The organism is Staphylococcus sp. HMSC063A07 (assembly GCF_001836955.1).
GTDB lineage: Bacteria > Bacillota > Bacilli > Staphylococcales > Staphylococcaceae > Staphylococcus > Staphylococcus lugdunensis.
Genome location: NZ_KV830916.1, coordinates 9,567 through 31,221 on the forward strand (window position 1 = coordinate 9,567; position 21,655 = coordinate 31,221).

21 protein-coding genes and 1 riboswitch are annotated in these 21,655 nt (G+C 35.2%); of the genes, 8 read left to right on the plus strand and 13 right to left on the minus strand.

The window, feature by feature from the left end; all coding sequences use genetic code 11:
* Positions 1 to 150 precede the first annotated feature (150 nt).
* The 3 genes from HMPREF2597_RS05055 to HMPREF2597_RS05065 all read left to right on the plus strand — a co-directional run bounded on the left by HMPREF2597_RS05055 (position 151) and on the right by HMPREF2597_RS05065 (position 2,666).
* Complete coding sequence (locus HMPREF2597_RS05055; protein WP_002460253.1) at positions 151 to 579, plus strand: MarR family winged helix-turn-helix transcriptional regulator; 429 nt, start codon at positions 151 to 153, stop codon at positions 577 to 579.
* Between the two features lie 100 nt (positions 580 to 679).
* On the plus strand, positions 680 to 2,038 hold the full coding sequence (locus HMPREF2597_RS05060) for an MATE family efflux transporter (protein WP_002478718.1): 1,359 nt from the start codon (positions 680 to 682) through the stop codon (positions 2,036 to 2,038).
* A 181-nt stretch (positions 2,039 to 2,219) separates the two neighbouring features.
* The gene (locus tag HMPREF2597_RS05065; RefSeq protein WP_002460251.1) at positions 2,220 to 2,666 is read left to right on the plus strand and encodes a DUF2871 domain-containing protein; all 447 of its coding nucleotides are present in this window, start codon (positions 2,220 to 2,222) and stop codon (positions 2,664 to 2,666) included.
* Positions 2,667 to 2,937: 271 nt separating this feature from the next.
* Here HMPREF2597_RS05065 and HMPREF2597_RS05070 read toward each other — a convergent pair whose 3' ends face one another.
* The 12 genes from HMPREF2597_RS05070 to HMPREF2597_RS05125 all read right to left on the minus strand — a co-directional run bounded on the left by HMPREF2597_RS05070 (position 2,938) and on the right by HMPREF2597_RS05125 (position 12,958).
* Positions 2,938 to 3,570, minus strand: a complete 633-nt coding sequence (locus HMPREF2597_RS05070) for an ATP-binding cassette domain-containing protein (protein ID WP_002478719.1) — start codon at positions 3,568 to 3,570, stop codon at positions 2,938 to 2,940.
* On the minus strand, positions 3,557 to 4,330 hold the full coding sequence (locus tag HMPREF2597_RS05075) for an ATP-binding cassette domain-containing protein (RefSeq protein WP_012990747.1): 774 nt from the start codon (positions 4,328 to 4,330) through the stop codon (positions 3,557 to 3,559). Before HMPREF2597_RS05075 ends, HMPREF2597_RS05070 begins: the two co-directional genes overlap by 14 nt.
* A complete protein-coding gene (locus HMPREF2597_RS05080) occupies positions 4,297 to 5,064 on the minus strand; it encodes an ABC transporter permease (RefSeq protein WP_002478721.1) in 768 nt (255 codons plus the stop codon). Before HMPREF2597_RS05080 ends, HMPREF2597_RS05075 begins: the two co-directional genes overlap by 34 nt.
* Positions 5,054 to 6,013, minus strand: coding sequence for an ABC transporter permease (locus HMPREF2597_RS05085; protein ID WP_002460247.1), 960 nt, complete (start codon positions 6,011 to 6,013; stop codon positions 5,054 to 5,056). Before HMPREF2597_RS05085 ends, HMPREF2597_RS05080 begins: the two co-directional genes overlap by 11 nt.
* Positions 6,006 to 7,568: an ABC transporter substrate-binding protein gene (locus HMPREF2597_RS05090; RefSeq protein ID WP_070817213.1), complete on the minus strand. Its 1,563-nt coding sequence runs from the start codon at positions 7,566 to 7,568 to the stop codon at positions 6,006 to 6,008. Before HMPREF2597_RS05090 ends, HMPREF2597_RS05085 begins: the two co-directional genes overlap by 8 nt.
* A gap of 320 nt (positions 7,569 to 7,888) precedes the next feature.
* Positions 7,889 to 8,746, minus strand: a complete 858-nt coding sequence (locus tag HMPREF2597_RS05095) for an urease accessory protein UreD (RefSeq protein WP_002478723.1) — start codon at positions 8,744 to 8,746, stop codon at positions 7,889 to 7,891.
* Positions 8,746 to 9,360, minus strand: coding sequence for an urease accessory protein UreG (ureG, locus tag HMPREF2597_RS05100; RefSeq protein ID WP_002478724.1), 615 nt, complete (start codon positions 9,358 to 9,360; stop codon positions 8,746 to 8,748). The genes HMPREF2597_RS05095 and ureG overlap by 1 nt, the downstream gene beginning before the upstream one ends.
* A gap of 13 nt (positions 9,361 to 9,373) precedes the next feature.
* Positions 9,374 to 10,063 (minus strand): urease accessory protein UreF, encoded by a 690-nt coding sequence (locus HMPREF2597_RS05105; protein WP_002478725.1) that lies wholly within the window; start codon positions 10,061 to 10,063, stop codon positions 9,374 to 9,376.
* A complete protein-coding gene (gene ureE / locus HMPREF2597_RS05110; protein ID WP_070817214.1) occupies positions 10,056 to 10,508 on the minus strand; it encodes an urease accessory protein UreE in 453 nt (150 codons plus the stop codon). The genes HMPREF2597_RS05105 and ureE overlap by 8 nt, the downstream gene beginning before the upstream one ends.
* A gap of 12 nt (positions 10,509 to 10,520) precedes the next feature.
* On the minus strand, positions 10,521 to 12,236 hold the full coding sequence (gene ureC, locus HMPREF2597_RS05115; RefSeq protein ID WP_002478726.1) for an urease subunit alpha: 1,716 nt from the start codon (positions 12,234 to 12,236) through the stop codon (positions 10,521 to 10,523).
* Positions 12,236 to 12,643: an urease subunit beta gene (locus HMPREF2597_RS05120; RefSeq protein WP_002478727.1), complete on the minus strand. Its 408-nt coding sequence runs from the start codon at positions 12,641 to 12,643 to the stop codon at positions 12,236 to 12,238. Before HMPREF2597_RS05120 ends, ureC begins: the two co-directional genes overlap by 1 nt.
* 12 nt (positions 12,644 to 12,655) lie before the next feature.
* Entirely contained in the window at positions 12,656 to 12,958 is a 303-nt protein-coding gene (locus tag HMPREF2597_RS05125; RefSeq protein ID WP_002478728.1) for an urease subunit gamma, read from the minus strand.
* A gap of 208 nt (positions 12,959 to 13,166) precedes the next feature.
* On the opposite strand from HMPREF2597_RS05125, the gene yut reads away from it, so the two are divergent.
* Positions 13,167 to 14,063, plus strand: a complete 897-nt coding sequence (gene yut / locus HMPREF2597_RS05130) for an urea transporter (protein WP_070817215.1) — start codon at positions 13,167 to 13,169, stop codon at positions 14,061 to 14,063.
* 219 nt (positions 14,064 to 14,282) lie between these two features.
* Here yut and HMPREF2597_RS05135 read toward each other — a convergent pair whose 3' ends face one another.
* On the minus strand, positions 14,283 to 14,870 hold the full coding sequence (locus HMPREF2597_RS05135; RefSeq protein WP_070817216.1) for a TetR/AcrR family transcriptional regulator: 588 nt from the start codon (positions 14,868 to 14,870) through the stop codon (positions 14,283 to 14,285).
* 203 nt (positions 14,871 to 15,073) lie between these two features.
* Between HMPREF2597_RS05135 and HMPREF2597_RS05140 the strand changes: the two genes are divergently transcribed.
* The 4 genes from HMPREF2597_RS05140 to HMPREF2597_RS05160 all read left to right on the plus strand — a co-directional run bounded on the left by HMPREF2597_RS05140 (position 15,074) and on the right by HMPREF2597_RS05160 (position 21,638).
* The gene (locus HMPREF2597_RS05140) at positions 15,074 to 16,849 is read left to right on the plus strand and encodes an oleate hydratase (RefSeq protein ID WP_002478731.1); all 1,776 of its coding nucleotides are present in this window, start codon (positions 15,074 to 15,076) and stop codon (positions 16,847 to 16,849) included.
* A gap of 304 nt (positions 16,850 to 17,153) precedes the next feature.
* A riboswitch (TPP riboswitch) is annotated at positions 17,154 to 17,255 on the plus strand.
* A 311-nt stretch (positions 17,256 to 17,566) separates the two neighbouring features.
* Positions 17,567 to 19,303, plus strand: a complete 1,737-nt coding sequence (thiC, locus tag HMPREF2597_RS05145) for a phosphomethylpyrimidine synthase ThiC (RefSeq protein WP_070817217.1) — start codon at positions 17,567 to 17,569, stop codon at positions 19,301 to 19,303.
* Positions 19,304 to 19,857: 554 nt separating this feature from the next.
* Positions 19,858 to 20,763, plus strand: a complete 906-nt coding sequence (gene rarD / locus HMPREF2597_RS05155; protein ID WP_002478732.1) for an EamA family transporter RarD — start codon at positions 19,858 to 19,860, stop codon at positions 20,761 to 20,763.
* Positions 20,764 to 20,993: 230 nt separating this feature from the next.
* Positions 20,994 to 21,638, plus strand: a complete 645-nt coding sequence (locus HMPREF2597_RS05160; RefSeq protein WP_002478733.1) for a DUF443 domain-containing protein — start codon at positions 20,994 to 20,996, stop codon at positions 21,636 to 21,638.
* The last annotated feature ends 17 nt before the right edge of the window (positions 21,639 to 21,655 follow it).

The window sequence follows — 21,655 nt, forward strand, 5'->3', positions numbered from 1 at the left end:
AGTTCATAGCCTAAAACATAATGATATCCCTGATTAGACATTCGGCAACAGCTGATTATAAACTGAAAATTTAAACTTTAATATATCGGTTGACTATTTTAAAAAAGAGCGTATGATAATCGTTAGATATCTAACTAATGAGGTCATAATATGAATTATACGTATCAATATTTAATCAGAACACTCGCACATGAGATGAAACGTTATGCTGATCGTAAGCTTGATGAGTATGGCATTACACAAGAACAAAGCCATACACTAGGCTATCTATATCGTCATCAACATGATGGGATTTCACAACAGGATCTTTCTAAAGCCTTTAATCGTAAAGGCGCTACTGTTAGTGCAACAGTAAAGAATTTGGAAAAGATGGATTTGATTTATCGTACGGTTGATGCACAAGATTCAAGACGTAAAATATTACGCTTAACGACAGAAGGAACAGCTTTTGTAGAATCATTTATCGGTATATTTGATGAAGTTGAACAAAAAATGTTAGAAGATTTTTCTGATGTTGAAAAGCTACAATTACAAAATTACTTTAAACGAATGTTAAACAATTTAGCAATAGAGTCATAATAATAAGTGATACATGGCTATCATGGTCACTTTAAATTTTAAATATATAGTTAGATATCTAATTATTAGATATCGAATTAATTTAAGGGAGAATTTGAAAATGAAAGACGAACAAATATATTATTTTGAACAAGCACCCATATTTAAATCTATGATGCACTTTTCATTACCTATGATGATTGGTTCATTATTAAGTGTGATATATGGTATTTTAAATATTTACTTTATTGGTTTTTTAGATAACAGTCATATGATTTCTGCAATTTCTTTAACAATGCCGATTTTTGCTTTGTTAATGGCTTTTGGTAATTTATTTGGCGTAGGTGGGGGAACGTTTATTTCTCGTATGTTAGGTGCGAAAGATTATAGTAAAAGTAAAGTGATTAGTAGTTTTTCAATATATAGTAGCCTTATATTAGGTATTATTGTAGCTGCACTTGCCTTTCCATTTACAGATCAAATCGCGCAAGTATTGGGAGCAAGTGGAGAGACTGTACACTTTACGAGTTCTTTTTTGAAAGTGATGTTTTTGAGTTCGCCAGCTGTCATATTATTCTTTGTGTTAGAACAATTTGCTAGAGCAATTGGTAAACCAATGATATCTATGGCAGGTATGCTTTCTAGTGTGGTATTAAATATGATTCTAGACCCTATTTTAATCTTTGGCTTTCATTTAGATGTTGTAGGAGCTGCTTTAGGAACAGCAATTTCAAATGTTGTAGCTGCATTATTCTTTATTATTTATTTTGTAGTAAAAAAGGATATTATTTCAGCAAATATTAAAGAAGCGTTGCCAAGCAAAGAAGTTATGGTTGATATCTTTAAAATCGGTATTCCTGCTTTCTTAATGGTTGTTTTAATGGGTATTACAGGACTTATACTCAATTTGTTTTTAGCTAAATATGGTAACGAAGCGATTGCAAGTTATGGTATTTCATTTAGATTAGTACAATTTCCTGAACTTATTATTATGGGCTTAGCTGAAGGTGTTGTACCGCTTATTGCTTATAATTTTATGTCAAATAAAGAACGAATGAAACATACGATTGAAGCGGTTGTACTTTCAATTGGTGTGATTTTCGCAGTAAGCATGGTTATCGTGATGTTGTTTGGTACATCAATTGTTCAACTATTTAGTACCGATATACACATTGTGGCATTAGCAACCTTTATGTTAAAAGTAACGATGACATCATTATTACTAAATGGTATTGGTTTCTTATTCACTGGGATGTTACAAGCGACAGGTCAAGGGCGTGGTGCAATGATTATGGCGTTAGCACAAGGACTTATTATTATTCCAGTGCTCTTTGTGTTAGATAAATACTTCGGTTTAACAGGTGTAGTATGGTCATTACTTGTGGCTGAAACAATTTGTTCATTGTTAGCTATGTTCATTGTTTACTTATCACGCAATCAACTTACCGTTGATAAAAGTGCATTAATAGAAGCAGAGTAGTAAAGTGGAATCTGGGGCATGATTCCTAGAAAAATAGCCAGTAAATGATTTTTATAACTTCATTTACTGGCTTCTTTGTTGTAAAAGAACAGTCTGGGACATAAAAGTGGAACATTCTTTATTTTGTCACTTTAAAGAAATTCATTTTATTTTATAATAAGAATGTGAGGGAGGATTGAAGATGCGCAGATTACTTTATGCATTTTTAACGTATATGATTGTAGGTTTATTAAGTGGCTTTTACTATCGGGAATTGACAAAAGCATATAACTTTACTGGTGATACACAATTATCAGTCGTACATACACATACATTGATTTTAGGCATGTTCATGTTTTTAATACTTATTGGGCTGGAAAAAGTCTTTCAATTAAGTAGCTATTATTTATTTAATTGGTTCTTTGTAATTTATAATATTGGCGTATTGACTACAATTGGTATGATGGCTACAAAAGGTTCATTCCAAGTCATGGGTAAACATGTGCCGGAATCATTTTCAGGCTTTGCAGGAATGGGGCACACTGGTATGTTGGCCGGCTTATTATTACTCTTTTTCTTATTGCGTCAGGCTGCCTTAACAGAGCCCAAAGCAGAATCTAGAACAGGACATAAAACAGACAAACATTAATCAAGATAAATGCAATAATTTAGAACATAAATCGTTTTAGAGTTAAAGAAAAATGGCAATTTCTATTGAAATAATATAGAAACTGCCATTTTTGTTATGCATTTTTTAATTAGTGTTGTGTATTTAATTATACGTAGCGTCTTATTTTTCAAAATAAATGTATTTCGTATTGTGACGAGAATACTGGGTAGGTCATGACAGTCGACGATTTAGTACTATCAATATACTGCTTTGATATCTATAAAGTCATTTTCATACCATATTCAATTGCTTACGCATGTGCAATTTCTAAATGTTTACCTGGAAGACTGTTTAATAAATAAGGATCGTGTGTGATAACAATGAGTTGCAAGTCTTTCATTTCCCGCAACATTTGTAATATCAATTCTTCATTAATGACATCTAAATTTGTTGTCGCTTCATCCAATATTAAGATATCGGGATTAACTAGCAATGCTTTAGCTATCCATAAACGTTGAAATTGGCCGCCACTTAAGTGGCATACTTTTTTGTTTAGTAAATGATCATCTATTTTACATTGTCGCATTACTTGATGCAGTCGCTCTGAATGTTCACTAACAGGTATATCAAAGTGTTTCAAAGGTTGTTTAAGTATCCATGCCACTGACTTTAAAGGGTCTAAAGTACTTGCATTATACTGAGGCACATATTGAATGTATTTCATCCATTCAATGTCAGAGACGTTACCTAGAACTAAGTTGTCATAACTGACACTACCGTGAAAGTTTTTATCTAGACCTGCTATGATTTGAGCTAATGTAGACTTACCACTCCCGCTTACGCCGCTAATGATTAAATGCTCACCATTACCTACAGTTAAATCGAAGTTCGTGAATATTTGTTTGTCAGAATACGATTTTTTTAATTGCTTAATCTGTAACATATTGTGTTCTCCTATTTGCTAAGTCAATTAACTTTTGAGTATATGGATGTTGAGGGGACGTTAAAACCTCTTTAGAGGTACCACTTTCAACGATTTGTCCCTCGTACATCACGCTGATATGTGTTGCATAATCTATGACAAGTTCTAAATCATGCGTAATAAATAGAATTGTCATACCATGTTGTTGTATCACATGATGTAATAAAAGCATTAAATGATTTCGATTATCATAGTCTAATGCACTTGTTGGTTCATCAGCAATGAGAAATTTGGCTTCTCGTACAATAGACATAATTAATGCAATGCGCTGTGCCATACCACCGCTAAGTTGAAAAGGGTAGTAGTCAAGTAATTTCGAGTTGTTTTTGAGACCAAGATGATTAAATTGGCGTTCAACAAAGTGATGCTGTTCTTGTCTTGATAATTTAGAATGTACCGAGTCAAACAAGGCATCGAAATGTTTTTGGATACGCACATTTTGAAAGAAATTACTATTTGTATCTTGGAACATTGCATCCGTATCTTCAAGGTTAATGTCCACTTGTCCAGTGTAGTGAAGCTCAGGTTGTAGCATGTTTAGTGCGGTGCGCGCCAATAATGATTTACCACTGCCACTTTCACCTACTAAACAATGAAAACTACCTTCTTTAACTGTTAAATTAAGCTGTTTTAGTAAAGCAACTTTATGATGATAGACAGAGACATCTTGCAAATGTAATAGCGACTTTAATGAATGAAACGACGGTTGAGATACTGACATATCAATGCGAAACCTCCTAGTAAGACACCTGGGAAAAAGAATAGCCAAGGTGCAGAATAGAAATAACTCTTACCATCATAAAGGATGGCGCCTAACTCAGGTAGGGGTGGCTTAACGCCTAAACCTATAAATGCTAAACCAGAAATACTAAGCATTAATTTACCGAAATCTGCAGTAACTAAGGCCATCACATTGCTTAATAAATGAGGTACAATATGATAGATAATTATTTCTAGCTTAGATAAACCGCTCAATGGCGCATATTTGACGAAAGGTTGCTTTTGCGCATCGCGTGCTAAATTTCTAAAATAACGTAAATAACGTCCTAACCAGCCAATAATTAAGGCAAAGCATAAGCCTAAAATAGAATTATTCATAAATCCAAGTACAACGAGGGCAATTATAATGGCTGGTAAAGCAATTAACATATCAGCCAGGGCCATCATGATGGAATCAAACCAGTGACCAATCATTGCTGACAATAAACCTAGAATAAGGCCTAGTATCACCGTACCAATTAAGATAAACGAGGTTAATCCCAATGTGACCATACTTCCTACAAAGAGGCGAGTTAAAAAGTCTCGGCCTAAATGATCTGTCCCTAGCCAATGTGACCAAGTGGGTGGCATAAGTGCTGCTGTTTGATGAATCATATTTGCTTGATCATATAATAGATAGGTAAGCATGATTAGAATTAAAATAATGACAGGCCATATCCAGTACTTAATTTTCATATGTTATATGGCCTCCTAACGTTTTAGACATTTTTAGTCGAGGATCACTTTTTTCAAGTAAAATATCTCCAAAGAAATTGAGAAGTAAAATAATGAATATAATCATCATTAAGATACCTTGAATTAAAGGATAATCACGCATATTTATACCATTGATTAATAATTTTCCTAAACCAGAAATACTAAAAATTACTTCTAAAATAATGATACGACTAAATAAGTGAATGAAATTGTTAATTGTAATCGTCAACAAAGGTGCTAAAATTTCTTTCAGTTGTAAATAAATACGATCTTTTAATTTGAAGTGACGTAATTGAGCTAATTGATAAGGTTGACTATATAATGTTTGTTCAAAAAGGTGGCTGCTTAATAAAATCATATGGCTCCCTTCAACGAGTACTAAAATCGTAATCGGAAGTACAAAATAAGCCCAACTATTACTTCCTACAAAAGGGAATAAGTGCCACTTTACGCCAAAGTAATAAATAAAGATAATCGCTAACCAATATTCAGGTAATGATGTGATGATTTGAGCAATACGTGTAGTGACTTTTGACCATAGGTGATTTGGATGATTCCCACATATGTACCCAATAATATAACCAAGTGGAAATAGAATCATCGCTGACCCTAAAATTAATTTAAGTGTTGGCGCAGTTGCTTTGATAATTCGTTCAGTAACGGGTTCACCATTGCTAAAGCTTGTTCCTAAATTACCAGTACAGGCATTGCCAACCCACTGAACATAACGAACGGGCAAAGCTTGGCTCAAGCCAAGTTTATCTTGCGCAAACTTGATGCGTTCTTGAGTAATTTGAGCAACACCATGTTCATGTAAATATTGAATCGCCGGATTGCCGGTTGTGTTTTCTAACAGAATAAATAGTATAAATGAAATAATGAGCAAATAAATCATTAGTTTAATGATGTGTTTAACGATATTAATCATGATTTGACACCTTCAATTTATCAAAGTTTATAGGTGCGTCCGTTTGTCCAGAGAAGTCGAAATCTTTAATCTTAGGACTCGTAACAAATGTTTCATTAGGGTATGCGATAGGCACAGCAAGATATTGGCTGTCAATATAATTAGACAATCGGTTAAAGGCTTGTTGCTGTTGATGCGTATTAATAATTGTAGGAAATTGTTCTATCATTGATGTTAATTTCTGATTATCCGCAAAAGCCCCTGGCTGTTTACCATTTTGTTTAAAACGTGCATTCAAGAAATTATAAGGCATCAACCCATTCGTATAACTACGATAATAGATAAGATCGAAGTCTTTACGTACCGTCAATGTTTCATAATAGGTTTGTGCATCTAAGACATTAATATCCAACTTAATGCCTGCTTTTTTCAATGCTTGTTGCATGATTTCAGCTTTCATTTTCCATTCAGGAAATTCGTCCGTTTGAAGGGCGAGTTTCAGTGAAAGTACTTTACCGTCCTTTTCGAAGTAACCATCACCATTTCTTGTATAACCTAATTGCTTAATCAAGCGTTGCGCTTCAGCTGGGGCATACGTATGGTCATTTTGATTAGCATTATTTACATATTGCACGCCACTTTGGAATAAACCTTTTAACGTTTTATTTGAAGAAAGATAATTGACATTGATAGCCTTACTTATTGCTTCGCGCATCTTTTTATTTTGTAATACTTTGTTAGTTGGATTGAAACCCATAAATTGCGTTTCAGTGCTTGGATATTTATGTACGGTTAAATGCTTGTTACGATAAGATTCCTTAACTTGTTGCGGTGTCATCTGACCTAATGCGCCACCAGTAATGTCAATGGAATGGCTTTCAATCGCTAGATGTCGTGAATCACTATCTTCAATCGATTGAAAAGTAAGACGATAATCTAATGGATGGCCATTACGATAATATTTATTGGGTTTAAACGTCACCGTCTCATTTGTCGAACCGGCTACTTTGAAAGGCCCAGTGCCGATTGCTTTCTTAAATTTACCAGTTATTTTACCGCCTTGAACTGCATGCGGACTCATTACACGCAGTGGTCTAATCTGGGTAAGCTCTGGTAACACTTGGTTAGAAGGCTTTTTAAGTTTAATCTCCACAGTATATTTATCTTTGACAGTAATGGATTTGAGTTTATCCAACGTTTCCATAGGATCTGTCTTATCAGTTGCTTTGGCTCTTTCTATTGAAAATTTGACTGCTGATGCATCAAAGTTAGATCCGTCATTAAATTTTACATGCTGTTTTAAATGAAAGGTATAATCTTTACCATCATTTAATACGTCCCATGATTTAGCTAGTCCAGGTTCTATTTTGCCATTTTCACCATATTTTACGAGCGATTGATACACTGCACTATACACTGGCATAGGTACATCAAATCCTTGTGCATCAAGTTGATTAGGATTAAATTCTCGTGGTAGTGACAATGTTACTTCTTTATTATCACGGTGTTGATACCCACAACCACTTAGGATGAGTACAGCACACATGGAAAGTGAAAACAACATGTGCTTTTTCATTATTTAACCTTCTTTCGATTATATTGATATAGAATTGATATAAGCAGGGAACGGGAAAAATTCATTATGAATTCGTAGTCCTGCCCCGCCAAGGTTGACTAGGATTGATAAAGCTTGGTATCAGCGTATTTTCAATCCAAGTCAACTACTGCCAATATCAGAGTCTAAAATATAATGATGTCCTAGACTCACGCTTATTTTAAATTGTTAAAAAGTTTATATCGCAAACATAAGCTGAAAATTATAAATCATCGCCATTCATAAAATCAAGCACCTTATTGTTAGAAATAATATCAACGATAAGGTGCTTGTTCTTGAGTTTAATATTTTCTTAAGAAATCTAGCTTACGATGATATAATTTATCTGCGATATAAGCTTGAACGTTATATAGAATTGTCTCAATGTCTTGAGTCATGTTTGAGAGCACGCGAACGGTAAAACCGTGTGTTGGCAATTGTGTAATACCAAGTCGACAATCATACGTTTGTGTAAAATCTTTAATCTGGGCATAGACCTCATCGATAAGCTTTTGTGTTATATTCGGGTGAATACAATAGGCTGACCCTATATGTGTATAGTGCTCCATATAACCAATTGAATTCATATTGGTTTTGTTTGGATCCATGAGTAAATTATCATAAGTGACTAATGCTTCATCTATATAGATTTCATTAATTAAATGCATATAATGATACGTAAAGTTCTTGTCAGTTGTTGAATAACCAGGTGTTAATATATCTGTATAAAACATAGAGGCATTATCTTTTAAGTTAAATACGTTATGTTGGAAAAACTTCGCATTTTCATAAGCGATAATAGGATCTGCAACGTATTCCATGTAGCCATCTTGCGCAATGTTAAACGTTTGATACTGTTCAACGCGATCGCTTAATGTTTTATATATTTTCGTGGCACCTTGTGATGTGAGCGTGACTGCTGCCCCGTTATCAATATTAATATTCATGCGATAGCGATCGCCATCTAGATAGCCGCCACCCACATTAACAATATAGAACGTGGGAATTTTAGATTGATTTAAATAGACAGGGCGCATCACTTTTAATGCCTTTTCAAAGAAGATATTGCGTGCAACCGAACGCTTGCCATTATGAAAGACAGTTAAATCGAGCTGACCTGTCCAAGATGGTTCGATGTCTTGCTTTGCTTTATCAGCCATCAAGCTAATCCTTTAAGTAATACATCACGTTCAATCCATTCAATCACATCATCTAAACCATTATCGGTTTTAAGATTTGTAAAGGTAAAAGGTCGATTACCACGAAATGTTTTTGTATCTTCGGCCATTTGATCTAAAGACGCGCCAACAAATTCAGCTAAATCTGTTTTATTAATTACAAAGTAGTCAGATTTAATCATACCTTGTCCACCTTTACGTGGAATCTTTTCACCTTGGGCCACATCAATAATGTAAATAGAAAAATCAACGAGTTCAGGACTAAATGTTGCTGCTAAATTATCGCCGCCAGATTCGATGAAGATTAGCTCGATATCCTCATTGCGTTCTAACAACTCATCAATGGCTGCAAAGTTCATTGAAGCATCTTCACGGATGGCTGTATGTGGGCAACCGCCTGTTTCAACACCAATAATTCTATCTTCAGCTAATACGCCAGTATTCACTAATATTTTTTGGTCTTCTTTCGTATAAATGTCATTAGTAATAACCCCGATACTTAAATCTTTAGACAGACGGCGCACTATTTTTTCAACTAATTGTGTTTTACCTGCACCAACAGGACCGCCAATACCAATTTTAATTGGATTTGCCATAACTTATAACCTCCTAAGAAATAAAAATTCTCACATTAACATTTTCATGCTCCATTTGGTTCAACTCTAGACCCGGTGCTGTAATACCGAAATCTTCCTCATTTAATGTGAAAATATGTTGTCGCGTATGTTCGATATAAGGAATCAAGTCTTTCACAACTTGTTGACCCGTTGTTTGGCCAAGTGGAATGGCACGGACTGCATTTTGAGTCAAACTGGAAACATTTTGATAAAGATAATAATCAATAATTGTTTCGATATTTACACCTAAATAATGTCCTAATATGGTGAAACAGATAGCTGGATGCAACTTAGCTTGCATCTCAGCCATTTGCTTAAGATACCAAGCCATCCATTCACTGTCATAAAGCTCATTGGCTAATTTCGCCATGCGCGTACCCATTTGTTTGGCGCCTACGCGTGTTTCGCGAGGGAGACTTTGTACAAAGATTAAGCGATCGACTTTTAATAGTTTCTCGGTATCTCCATCTTCCAAAGCTTGATAAACGAGGCGCATAGCTAAGCCATCTGAATAAGTCAATTGTTCATCTAAGAATAATTGTAACCATGCTTTAAATGTTGCAGCATCTTTAACTGCATCGCGTTGAATATAAGTTTCAAGCCCAAATGAATGACTGAACGCACCTGTTGGAAACTGTGAATCACAAAACTGGAATAGTCTTAAATGTGAATGATCAATCATGCGAATGTCCTATATGTCTAAATGCTTTATTTACTTTTCGATCTTCATGACTATAGGGGATACCTAATGTTTTAAGTAAGTCTTCTACTAAATAGTCATATTGGACAAGCATTTCAGTTTCAGTAAATTGTGCTGGTAGGTGACGATTACCGAGTTGATGCGCAATGTCTCCCATTTCTTGTAATGTGCGTGGTTGAATAACAAGTAAGTCTTCCGAGTTAACATCTACGACAATCATATTCGTCTCATCTTGATATAAAATATCGCCATATTGTAGATCGATAGGCTGTCTTAAACGAATACCAAGTTCAGTGTCATGATCTGTTGTCACGCGTTGAATACGTTTAACCAAGTCTGAATTTTCAAGGTACACTTTTTCAATATGTTTACTTTTTTCTTCTGCAGTAAGATTAGCAATATTGCCTTGTATTTCTTCAATAATCATTAACATATCCTCCTAGAATAAGAAGTATCTTTGAGTTAGTGGTAATTCAGTCGCAGCTTCACTTGTAATTTTTTCACCGTCAACAAATACTTCGTATGTTTGTGGATCTACGTCTAATTTTGGTGTTGCGTGGTTATGCTTCATATCTTTTTTGGATAAGTTACGTATACCATGTACTGGACGTACCATACGTTTCAAGTTAAGCAGATTATAAATACCATTTTCATAAGCCGTGGTAGAAACAAATGTAATGGCTGTATGTTGTATGTTTGTACCATATTGGCCATACATTTTACGATATTTTTGAGGTTCTGATGTTGGTATAGAACCATTGGCATCACCGTTGACAGCAGAATTGATTAAACCACCTTTAACTACAAGCTCAGGTTTAACGCCAAAGAAGATAGGATCCCACATGACTAAATCAGCTAATTTTCCACTTTCGATTGAACCCACATAATCAGAAATACCATGTGTAATGGCAGGGTTAATTGTGTATTTTGCGATATAACGTTTAATACGATGATTGTCGTTATATTCTGTATCGCCTTCTAAACCACCGCGTTGTTCTTTCATACGATGTGCGACTTGCCAAGTTCGTATAATCACTTCGCCCACACGTCCCATCGCTTGAGAATCAGAGCTAATCATACTGAAGACACCCATGTCTTGAAGGACATCTTCGGCAGCAATGGTTTCTTTTCTAATACGGGAATCAGCAAATGCAATGTCTTCTGGAATTGAAGCGTTTAAATGGTGTGTAATCATGACCATGTCTAAATGTTCATCAACTGTATTTTGTGTATATGGTAATGTAGGATTCGTAGAGGACGGTAAAATGTTTGGATATGATGCGGATTTGATTAAGTCGGGTGCATGTCCACCACCAGCACCTTCAGTATGGTACATATGAAGTACACGATCTTTAACGGCTGCCATTGTATCTTCCATGAAGCCAGCTTCATTTAAGGTGTCAGCATGTAAAGCAATTTGTACATCAAATTCATCTGCAACATCTAATGCGTGACGCAATGCTGAAGGTGTTGCTCCCCAGTCTTCATGTACTTTGAGGCCAATGGCACCAGCATGTATTTGTTCAATTAAAGCTGTATGATTGACTGCTTGACCTTTGCCAGTGAACCCGACATTAATTGGTAGCGCTTCAGCTACTTCTAACATGCGATGGATATGCCAAGGACCTGGTGTCACTGTTGTTGCTTTCGTTCCTTCAGAAGCACCTGTGCCACCACCAATGTGTGTTGTAATACCACTTTCAAGTGCAACTTCAGCTTGTTCAGGATTAATAAAGTGCACGTGTGTATCAATGCCACCTGCAGTTACGATTTTACCTTCAGCAGCGATGATATCTGTGGTTGCACCAATAATAATGTCTACATTGTCCATAATATCAGGGTTACCGGCTTTACCAATACCCATAATATAGCCATTTTTAACGCCAATATCTGCTTTTACAACTTTATCGTAATCAATGATAAGGGCGTTCGTTAGCACTAAATCAGCCACTTTGCGATCATCTCGAGTGACGTTTGGGTTTTGTGCCATGCCATCACGGATAGATTTACCGCCACCAAATGTCGCTTCATCACCATAATTGGCATAATCTTTTTCAACTTGTGCAAATAAATTAGTATCACCAAGTCGTACTGAGTCACCTACAGTTGGTCCGTACAAGCTTGTATATTGAGATTGCGTCATTTTAAAGCTCATTAATCTTGTCCTCCTTTTTTATTAAGGTTTTCTTCACCTTGGTCATTGAAGACACCAGCATAGCTATCATGCTCACCAGTAGGGCGATAGACGCGTGTTTCATCAATTTTGCCATTGACCATACCTCTGAAACCATAGATATTACGATGACCAGCATATTCAACAAGTTGTACTTTTTTTTCGTCACCTGGTTCAAACCGAACGGCTGCACCTGCTGGAATGTCTAAATGTTTGCCATAAGCTTTTTCACGTTCAAATTTTAAAGCTTTATTTGCTTCATAAAAGTGAAAGTGAGAACCAACTTGGATAGGACGATCACCAGTATTTTTAACTGTAAGAACAGTTTCTGGATGACCTTGATTAATTTCTATATCAGTGTTTTTGACTTTAATTTCTCCAGGAATCATAAATTTGCCTCCTTATACAATAGGGTGATGGACAGTGATAAGTTTCGTGCCGTCTGGGAACGTCGCTTCTATTTCAAGCTCAGTTATCATACTTGCTACGCCATCCATAACATCCTCTTCATTTAGAATTGTTTTACCATAACTCATAAGGTCAGCTACTGTTTTGCCATCCCGAGCCCCTTCTAATAATTCATCACTAATCAGGGCAAGTGCTTCAGGGTGATTAAGCTTCAAGCCTCGTGCTTTACGGCGTCTTGCTACTTCTGCGGCAACAACTATCATTAATTTATCTTGCTCACGCTGTGTAAAGTGCAAATCAATTCCTTCTTTCTAAATTTAAATTTAAGTGCATAAACCATATTAGAACTACTAAAGGAGTTTAACAAGTATTTTACTATTTTTAATAAATTTTTATACATCAAATTGCTGTTATAAAATTATAACTAATACAAAAATATTTTTTTCACAGCATTAAAATGCTAAAATTTGTATTATCTCAAAAATTTATAAGTAAGGTGAGTTTGTGGAAAAAATAGATGTGTTTTTGAAGAACATTGCTCAAGTTGTCTTGATTAATAGTAAATGGACTGGATTATTTATTTTGATTGGATTATTTGTGGCGGATTGGGAATTGGGTTTAGCTGCAGTATTAGGCAGTGCATTGTCAGTTTTGTTGGCACCATATTTTAATTATAGTGCCGAGGAAATTCACAATGGATTAGCAGGTTATAACTCAGTACTAACAGCGATTGGACTGGCGTTATTCTTACAATCAACCACTATCGCTTGGATTGTTTTAGTTATTAGTGTTATTTTAACGTTGCCACTAGGTGCTGCTACACGTGAATTTTTAAAGTCTTATGGCGTTCCTATGTTAACCTTTCCATTTGTCTTAATGACTTGGTTAATCCTAGCAATGACGACTCAGTTTTCAACATTAAGTGTTACTGTTGATATTTTACCACTACATGTTAAACATCCAGTGATTAGCCACCATCATATAAGTTGGTTAAGTGGCATAACGACGAATTTTAGTGAAATTTTCTTAGTGACATCTATTGGTGGTAGTGTATTGATATTGATTGGTATCTTTTTAGGTTCAATTAAAGATGGAGTATATGCGCTAATTTCAAGTATATTTGCAGTTGCATGTATTGCATTATTAGGTGGAGATTATCCAACCATCGCAAATGGTTTATATGGATATAATGCTGTCCTTACAGGGATTGCTTTAGGTGCAACATTCATGACTAAATTGAATAAGTATATTGCAGTTATCACAGGATTGCTGTTAACGATTGTGATGCATGGTGCCCTAGCAACGTTGCTTACGCCAGTTGGATTACCTATATTAACGGCACCATTTATTTTTGCCACGTGGCTCGTGTTGTTTGCGGGAAAAATGTCAAATGAAAATTAAGTGATGCAAAAACATGCAAGAAGCGTAAAGTGAATGTTCAAAAAATGCACGCTTATACCAGAAATGAATTAACCGACTATGGAAGCTGACAAAAAATGATTCATAAATTAACCTTTAAAAATAAAACATGTTATTCATAATGAAATGGTTATAATGTATCCCCAATAAAGACAAATTCTACTGAGTCTGTCTCTATTGGGGATTAAAAATTTTTTTACGTTATTTCAATTTCTTCAAATGGATTTCTCTAGCACCACAAATAATTGTTACAATTTCATTTACTACTTTATCGATAGGTTGTTGTTGACCATGTTGAATCCAATTTGTAATAACACTTAAAATACCACCCGTTAAAAACTCACTATAAATCGTGACGTCTACATAAAATTGACCATTTTGTTTATCAAAATCGATTTGCTTCTTTACTGCTGCGTAGATTTGATCATAAAAAATGTTATAAACTTCTTCGTAAAAATTTAAAGTAATAACGCTACGAACCGTATCTTTATGATGATGAATAAATGTTAAAATATCAGTCATTAGCTTTTCAAAAAATTGTCTTGGGTTATCTGGATTAATTTCAGGTAAGTACAGTTCTCTGAAATGGTCAATCAAAATCCCGACGACATGATTAAGTAAATGGTATTTATCATTAAAGTGGCGATAAAAGGTTGACCGTCTAATATTTGCTTTATGACATAAATCCTGAATCGTGATTTGTTCAAAAGTCTTTGTTTTTAGCAGTTGATGAAAAGCTGTCATGAGTGCTTGATGTGTTTTTTGCACACGTAAATCTTGTTTATTCATTATATTCACTCCCAATACGATATAGGACAATTTTTCGTAAATGTCGCTTAAGTTACAGACACATATAAATGCCTCACAATAATAGACCTTCATCTATTTATAATATAAGAGAAGGGTAGATTTATTTTCTGAATAATTACTTATAGTTTACTACTTTTCATCTTGAAAATTAAAAAATATGACAAATTTTGGAAGTGATATCAATGTACTATAGTAATGGAAATTATGAAGCGTTTGCGCGACCAAAAAAACCTGAAAACGTAGAACAAAAGTCAGCTTATTTAATTGGATCAGGATTAGCATCTTTAGCAGCTGCATGTTTCTTAGTTAGAGACGGGCAAATGGATGGGGCAAAAATCCATGTGTTAGAAGAATTAGCTAAACCTGGTGGAAGTTTAGATGGAGATGAACTTCCTATGAAAGGCTATGTCGTACGTGGCGGAAGAGAAATGGAGAATCATTTCGAATGTCTATGGGATTTATTTAGATCTATTCCATCACTTGAAGTAGAGGGGGCTTCTGTATTAGATGAGTTTTATTGGTTAAATAAAGAAGATCCCAATTACTCAAGATGCCGTGTGATTGAAAAAAGAGGTCATCAGTTACCAACGGATGGTGACTTCACTTTAACGAAACAAGCAATCAAAGAAATGATAGATTTATGCTTGATGACAGAAGAAGATTTAAATGATGTGATGATTTCTGAGGTCTTTTCAAAAGATTTTATGAATTCGAACTTTTGGATTTATTGGAAGACGATGTTCGCCTTTGAACCATGGCATTCTGCGATGGAAATGCGCCGCTATTTAATGCGCTTTGTGCATCACATTGGTGGATTAGCAGATTTCAGTGCCCTTAAGTTTACAAAATATAATCAATATGAATCACTAGTATTGCCTATGATTGCCTATCTAGAATCCCATGGTGTACAGTTTGAATATGATGTTCAAGTACTTGATATTAAAGTAGATGTTACAACGACAGAGAAGGTTGCTCGCGAAATGAAACTTAAACGTCAAGGCAAAGAGGAGACAATGCTATTGACGCCGAATGACCTCGTCTTTGTGACAAATGGTAGTATTACTGAAAGCTCAACTTATGGAGATAATGAAACCCCAGCACCTCCTACGAAAGTCACAGGAGGCAGTTGGAACTTATGGCGTAATCTTGCTAAACAAAGCCCTGAGTTTGGTCACCCTGAAAAGTTCTATCAAGATTTACCTGAAAAAAGTTGGTTTGTGTCAGCAACTGCAACGACAAATAATAAGAGAATCATTGATACTATCGAAAGCATATGCAAGAGAGATCCCCTTGCCGGCAAGACGGTAACTGGAGGTATTATTACGGTTAATGATTCGGCATGGCAAATGAGTTTTACTGTTAATCGCCAACAACAATTTAAAGCACAACCTAAAGATGAGGTGAGTGTATGGATTTATGCACTCTATTCTAATGTCAAAGGGGATTATATCAACAAGCCGATTGTGGAATGTAGTGGTAACGAAATTTGCCAGGAATGGTTATATCATATGGGTGTGCCTACTAATCAAATTAAAGATCTTGCTCAAAACCAATGTAATAGCATACCAGTTTATATGCCTTATATTTGCTCATATTTTATGCCAAGAGCCATAGGTGATAGACCACTTGTTGTGCCACATCAATCACGCAATTTAGCATTTATTGGTAATTTTGCAGAAACAGAGAGAGATACCGTCTTTACTACAGAATATTCAGTAAGAACTGCCATGGAAGCCGTATATCAATTGTTGAACATAGATCGAGGTGTTCCAGAAGTTGTTGCGACAGAATTTGATTTGCGTGTCTTAATGGACGCGATGTACGAACTCAATGATGGTAAAGGCTTGGTTGAACTGGTCGAGCAAAAGAAACTAAAACAAGTTGCCCTTAATGCTTTCTTGAAAAAAATAAAAGGCACATATATAGAGCAATTATTGATACAACATAAGTTGCTGTAGGTGCAAGAGATGTTTCATTTTGAAAAAGAACCCCCGCTTAGCAAAGTAGAAGTGGGGCTTCTTTTTATTTAGAATGAATTGATTTCTGATGATTACAAATTGTCTATCTAAATAGTTATCAAGGCAATGATACGAATGCTTTCAAACAATAGATAATAAAATTATCACATTGACAGATTGAGGGATACGACGACATTGATGACCATAGAATCACTATCAACTTAATAATCTAAGATAAATGTGCTATTTTATAGCGGTTTGAAGGAAAATGACACGTTTGGTATAATTATACCTGCAACATAATATCATCTGCTAGGGGTGCTTTGATTTGCTGAAAGGAGAATTTCTCCAACCCTTTTAACCTGATCTAGATAATACTAGCGTAGGGAAGCAAGTGAGCCATTTATACTAAAGAATGAAAACATCATCATGTTTATCAGTTTATTTAAGCATGTGTTTCACTCGTAGTCTGTTGCTTACTTTTTGCCAGAACAGATTGTACAGTAAACACGAGAGTTAGTTATAGATATAGGGCATATCGTTAACTCAAGTTAAAATACCAATATTTTAAAGATATTGGCTATTATCTGATACATATATGTTTTTTGTATAAATTCGCTTATTTTCTTATGCATTCAGTATTAGGCTGAATGCTTTTTTGTGTGGATTTCTCTCAAAGTAATATTAAACACGTCTAGCATCTAGGAGGCTGTTTATATGAAACAAGAAATGATTCGTTTTAAAAAGAATTTTCCGGCAAGCAAACGTATTTTTAAAAAGGGAAGTGATGACGATATTGCAGTGCCATTTCGTCAAATTGAATTATCGGATACGCAATTAGAGAACGATGCATTTCACAACGATCCTATTACCGTCTATGACACTGCTGGACCTTATCATGACGATAACTATGATGTGAACATTGACAGTGGTATTCCTCAGCTTAGAAAGTCATGGATTGATGCACGACAAGATGTTGAAAGCTATAAAGGACGAAAAATACAATCTATCGATAACGGTTTTAAAAAGGAAGGCCATAAAAATTATGTGGCACATCCTTTTCAATATCAACCGAAGCGTGCCAAACAAGGTGGAAATGTGACACAAATGCATTATGCGAAACAAGGCATCATCACGAAAGAAATGAAATTTGTTGCGGTTCGTGAACAGGTAGAACCCGAATTTGTCAGAGATGAAATCGCTAGAGGACGTGCCAGTATTCCTAATAATGTTAATCATCCAGAATCAGAACCGATGATTATCGGGAAAAACTTTGCCGTTAAAGTCAATGCCAATATCGGTAATTCGGTCGTGTCATCATCGATAGAAGCAGAAATTGAAAAGCTCGTTTGGGCAATTCATTGGGGGACAGATACGATGATGGATTTATCAACCGGTAAAAATATACATTCAACACGGGAATATTTGATTCGTAATTCACCAGTTCCGGTTGGGACTGTACCCATTTATCAAGCTCTAGAAAAAGTGAATGGCGTGGCGGAAGATTTAACTTGGGAAGTATATCGCGATACACTTATTGAACAAGCGGAGCAAGGTGTTGATTACTTTACCATTCATGCTGGCTTGCTATTACACTATATTCCGTTAACTGTCGATCGCTTAACCGGCATTGTCTCACGCGGCGGTTCAATCATTGCACAATGGTGTCTGGCACATCACGAAGAAAGCTTCTTATACACGCATTTTGAAGATATTTGTAAAATTTTAAATCAATATGATGTGGCAATTTCACTCGGAGATGGTTTGCGCCCAGGTTCCATTTATGATGCCAATGATGAAAGTCAAATTTCAGAGTTAAAAACATTAGGAGAGCTAACTGAAATTGCATGGAAACATGATGTTCAAGTTATGATTGAAGGTCCCGGACATATTCCAATGCATAAGATTAAAGAGAACCAAGACTTAGCAGATTTCTATTGTAAGGAAGCACCGTTCTACACATTAGGACCATTAGTTACAGATATCGCGCCAGCGTATGACCATATTACATCGGCAATTGGTGCGGCTCAAATCGCAAGTCATGGCACAGCAATGTTATGTTACGTTACACCGAAAGAGCATCTTGGCTTACCAAATAAAGATGATGTGAGAGACGGCGTAGTTACTTATAAAATAGCAGCCCATGCCGCAGATTTAGCAAAAGGATTACCAGGTGCTACTGTGCGTGATGATGCAATTAGTAAAGCGCGATTCGAATTTCGTTGGATAGACCAATTCAATTTGTCATTAGATCCAGATCGCGCAAGAGAATTCCATGATGAAACGTTGCCATCAGAATCTGCGAAAATTGCACACTTCTGTAGTATGTGTGGTCCTAAATTCTGTTCAATGAAATTATCACATGATATTCGTGATTCATATAAAGAACAGCTAGCAGGTATGAAAGAAAAAGCGAAAGAATTCCAAGCAGCCGGCAATAAAATTTATCATTAGGATACATGATTTATTATAGGCTAGAACATAAATATCAAAATAATAGCACAAAGATGATTTGACATTAAAAATCGTCTTTGTGCTTCCTTTATAATTCAATGCTTATGATGATTGGTTCGCTTGCTTAAGGGTCGGTTTACGTTGCTAGAAAAAACTGGTTTAGCCAATTTTTCTTTGCTTGTGGAATTTCTTATTGAAAGCCTCTTTGTTGAGGCCCCCCAACTTGCGTTGTATGTTGGCTTTTTTTTCGAAAGCCTCTTTGTTGGGGCCCCACCCCAACTTGCTGTGCTTGTGGAATTTCTTATTGAAATTCTTTTTGTTGAGGCCCCAGGGCTTGTTCTATCTAGTGTGTTGCTAAAATATTGAATATTCATATGTCATTGATTGACCATGCGATTTTAATGTCAGTATAAAGATGACATGACCTAATCATAGTTGCATAGTATGACAAATTTTAATTTTTTGAGCAGGAAGTATACTAAAATGTCATAACTATTGATAACATAATATTATTGAGACTTATTTCCAGGGGAATTGTGTTAGGAGGTTTAGTTATGAATTCCAATATTGAATTTAAAAAAGGCGTACTGTTTGCGTTAGGTGCGCATTTATTATGGGGAATTTTACCTATTTATTGGAGGCTCATTGGCAATATCAGCGCTTTTGAAATTCTAGCGTATCGAATTATCTTATCAATGATCTTTATGATTATCATGATTTACATACTCAAACAAAGTACTGCATTTAAACGTGATTTAACACACTTATTTGCGACACCGATACAGCTTATTGCCATTATTGTCGCTGGTTATGTTATTACGCTTAATTGGGGGACATTTATTTGGGCTGTGTCAAATGGACATGTGCTACAAACCAGTTTAGGTTATTATATCAACCCACTCGTAAGTATTTTATTGGCATTTATTTTTCTAAAAGAAAGGTTTAATAAATTTGAGTCATTAGCCATTGTATTTGCCGCAATTGGTGTGCTTTATATGACCATTCGAGTAGGGGAATTTCCAATGATTTCACTCATGTTGGCTTTCTCATTTGGCATTTACGGCTTATTGAAAAAATTAGTTCGTGTAGATGCTATGACGGGTATTGCCATTGAATGTATTGTGACAGCACCAGCAGGACTCATTTATATCATTTACTTATGGCAAATACACCATACTTCAGTAGGTATCAATATGGCATCATTCTGGTTGCTATTCTCAGGTGCGGTAACAGCAGTGCCATTAATCTTGTTCTCAGCAGGTGCGCGTCGCATACCATTATCGTTAACAGGATTTATTCAGTATGTTAGCCCAACTATTATTTTCTTACTGGGCATCTTTGTCTTCAAAGAACCATTTGATATTCATCAATTTATTACATTTATCTTTATCTGGATTGGCATTGCATTATACAGTATTTCTCAATACGTGAAAATGAAGCGCAACGTTCGACCAGAATAAATACGGAGAAGCCAAATGACTATCGTCTATGTATACATAAGACGGTGTTCATTTGGTTTTTTTAATGTGAGCTATGCATGAAAAGCTTAAAATTTTACAAAAAAATCAATTTATATGATAAATATTAGGGAAATTATTATATAATATGAAATGACTATGAATTGAAAAGTTTAAAATACTTGCAAGACTGATGATACAAACGTAATTCAATGGAAAGGGAATGATTCGTTATGAAGCATGTAACCATCGATTCAATTAAAAATAATAGCAAATATAAAATTATTCATGATGGAGAAAAGCACTATGTCATTGATCTTAATCGAAATAAATTAACTTACATTTTTCCATTATTGAATTACCTTCTCCCGCATCGTTTAATGGAAATCAGTGACGACGCATACTTTAGTTTAACAACAGTACAACAATCGGTGGAAAGCAAAGTCAAAAATATGATGATAACATTAATTGGCATCGTGATATTGTTCATTTACTATAGAGCCAATGTGGTCGACAATTTTTTTCTAAAACATTATCCTCCGCTTATTATCATTGCATTGATGGTTTTAATATTTATTATAAAATGGCTAATAGATAAGCGAAAAAGAAAAAGATTAAACATTGAACAAATAGAAACTGAGAAACGTGCTTATATCTTTCCAGAGATATTCACAATGGTGATAAGTATTATTTTATATGTTATTGCAGTTGTGAGTTTCGTATTCTTAAGCTTCAAAATTTTTGGTTCAATGGGGGAGCCCCATCTCAATTCTAATGTATTGATTATCATGTTAGCTATTATTTTATCATTTGATCAACTACTCTATAGTAATTCAGAAACTTCCGGTAAAATGAGTCATATTAAAGTAAAGGCTTAAATCAAATGAGCACAGGC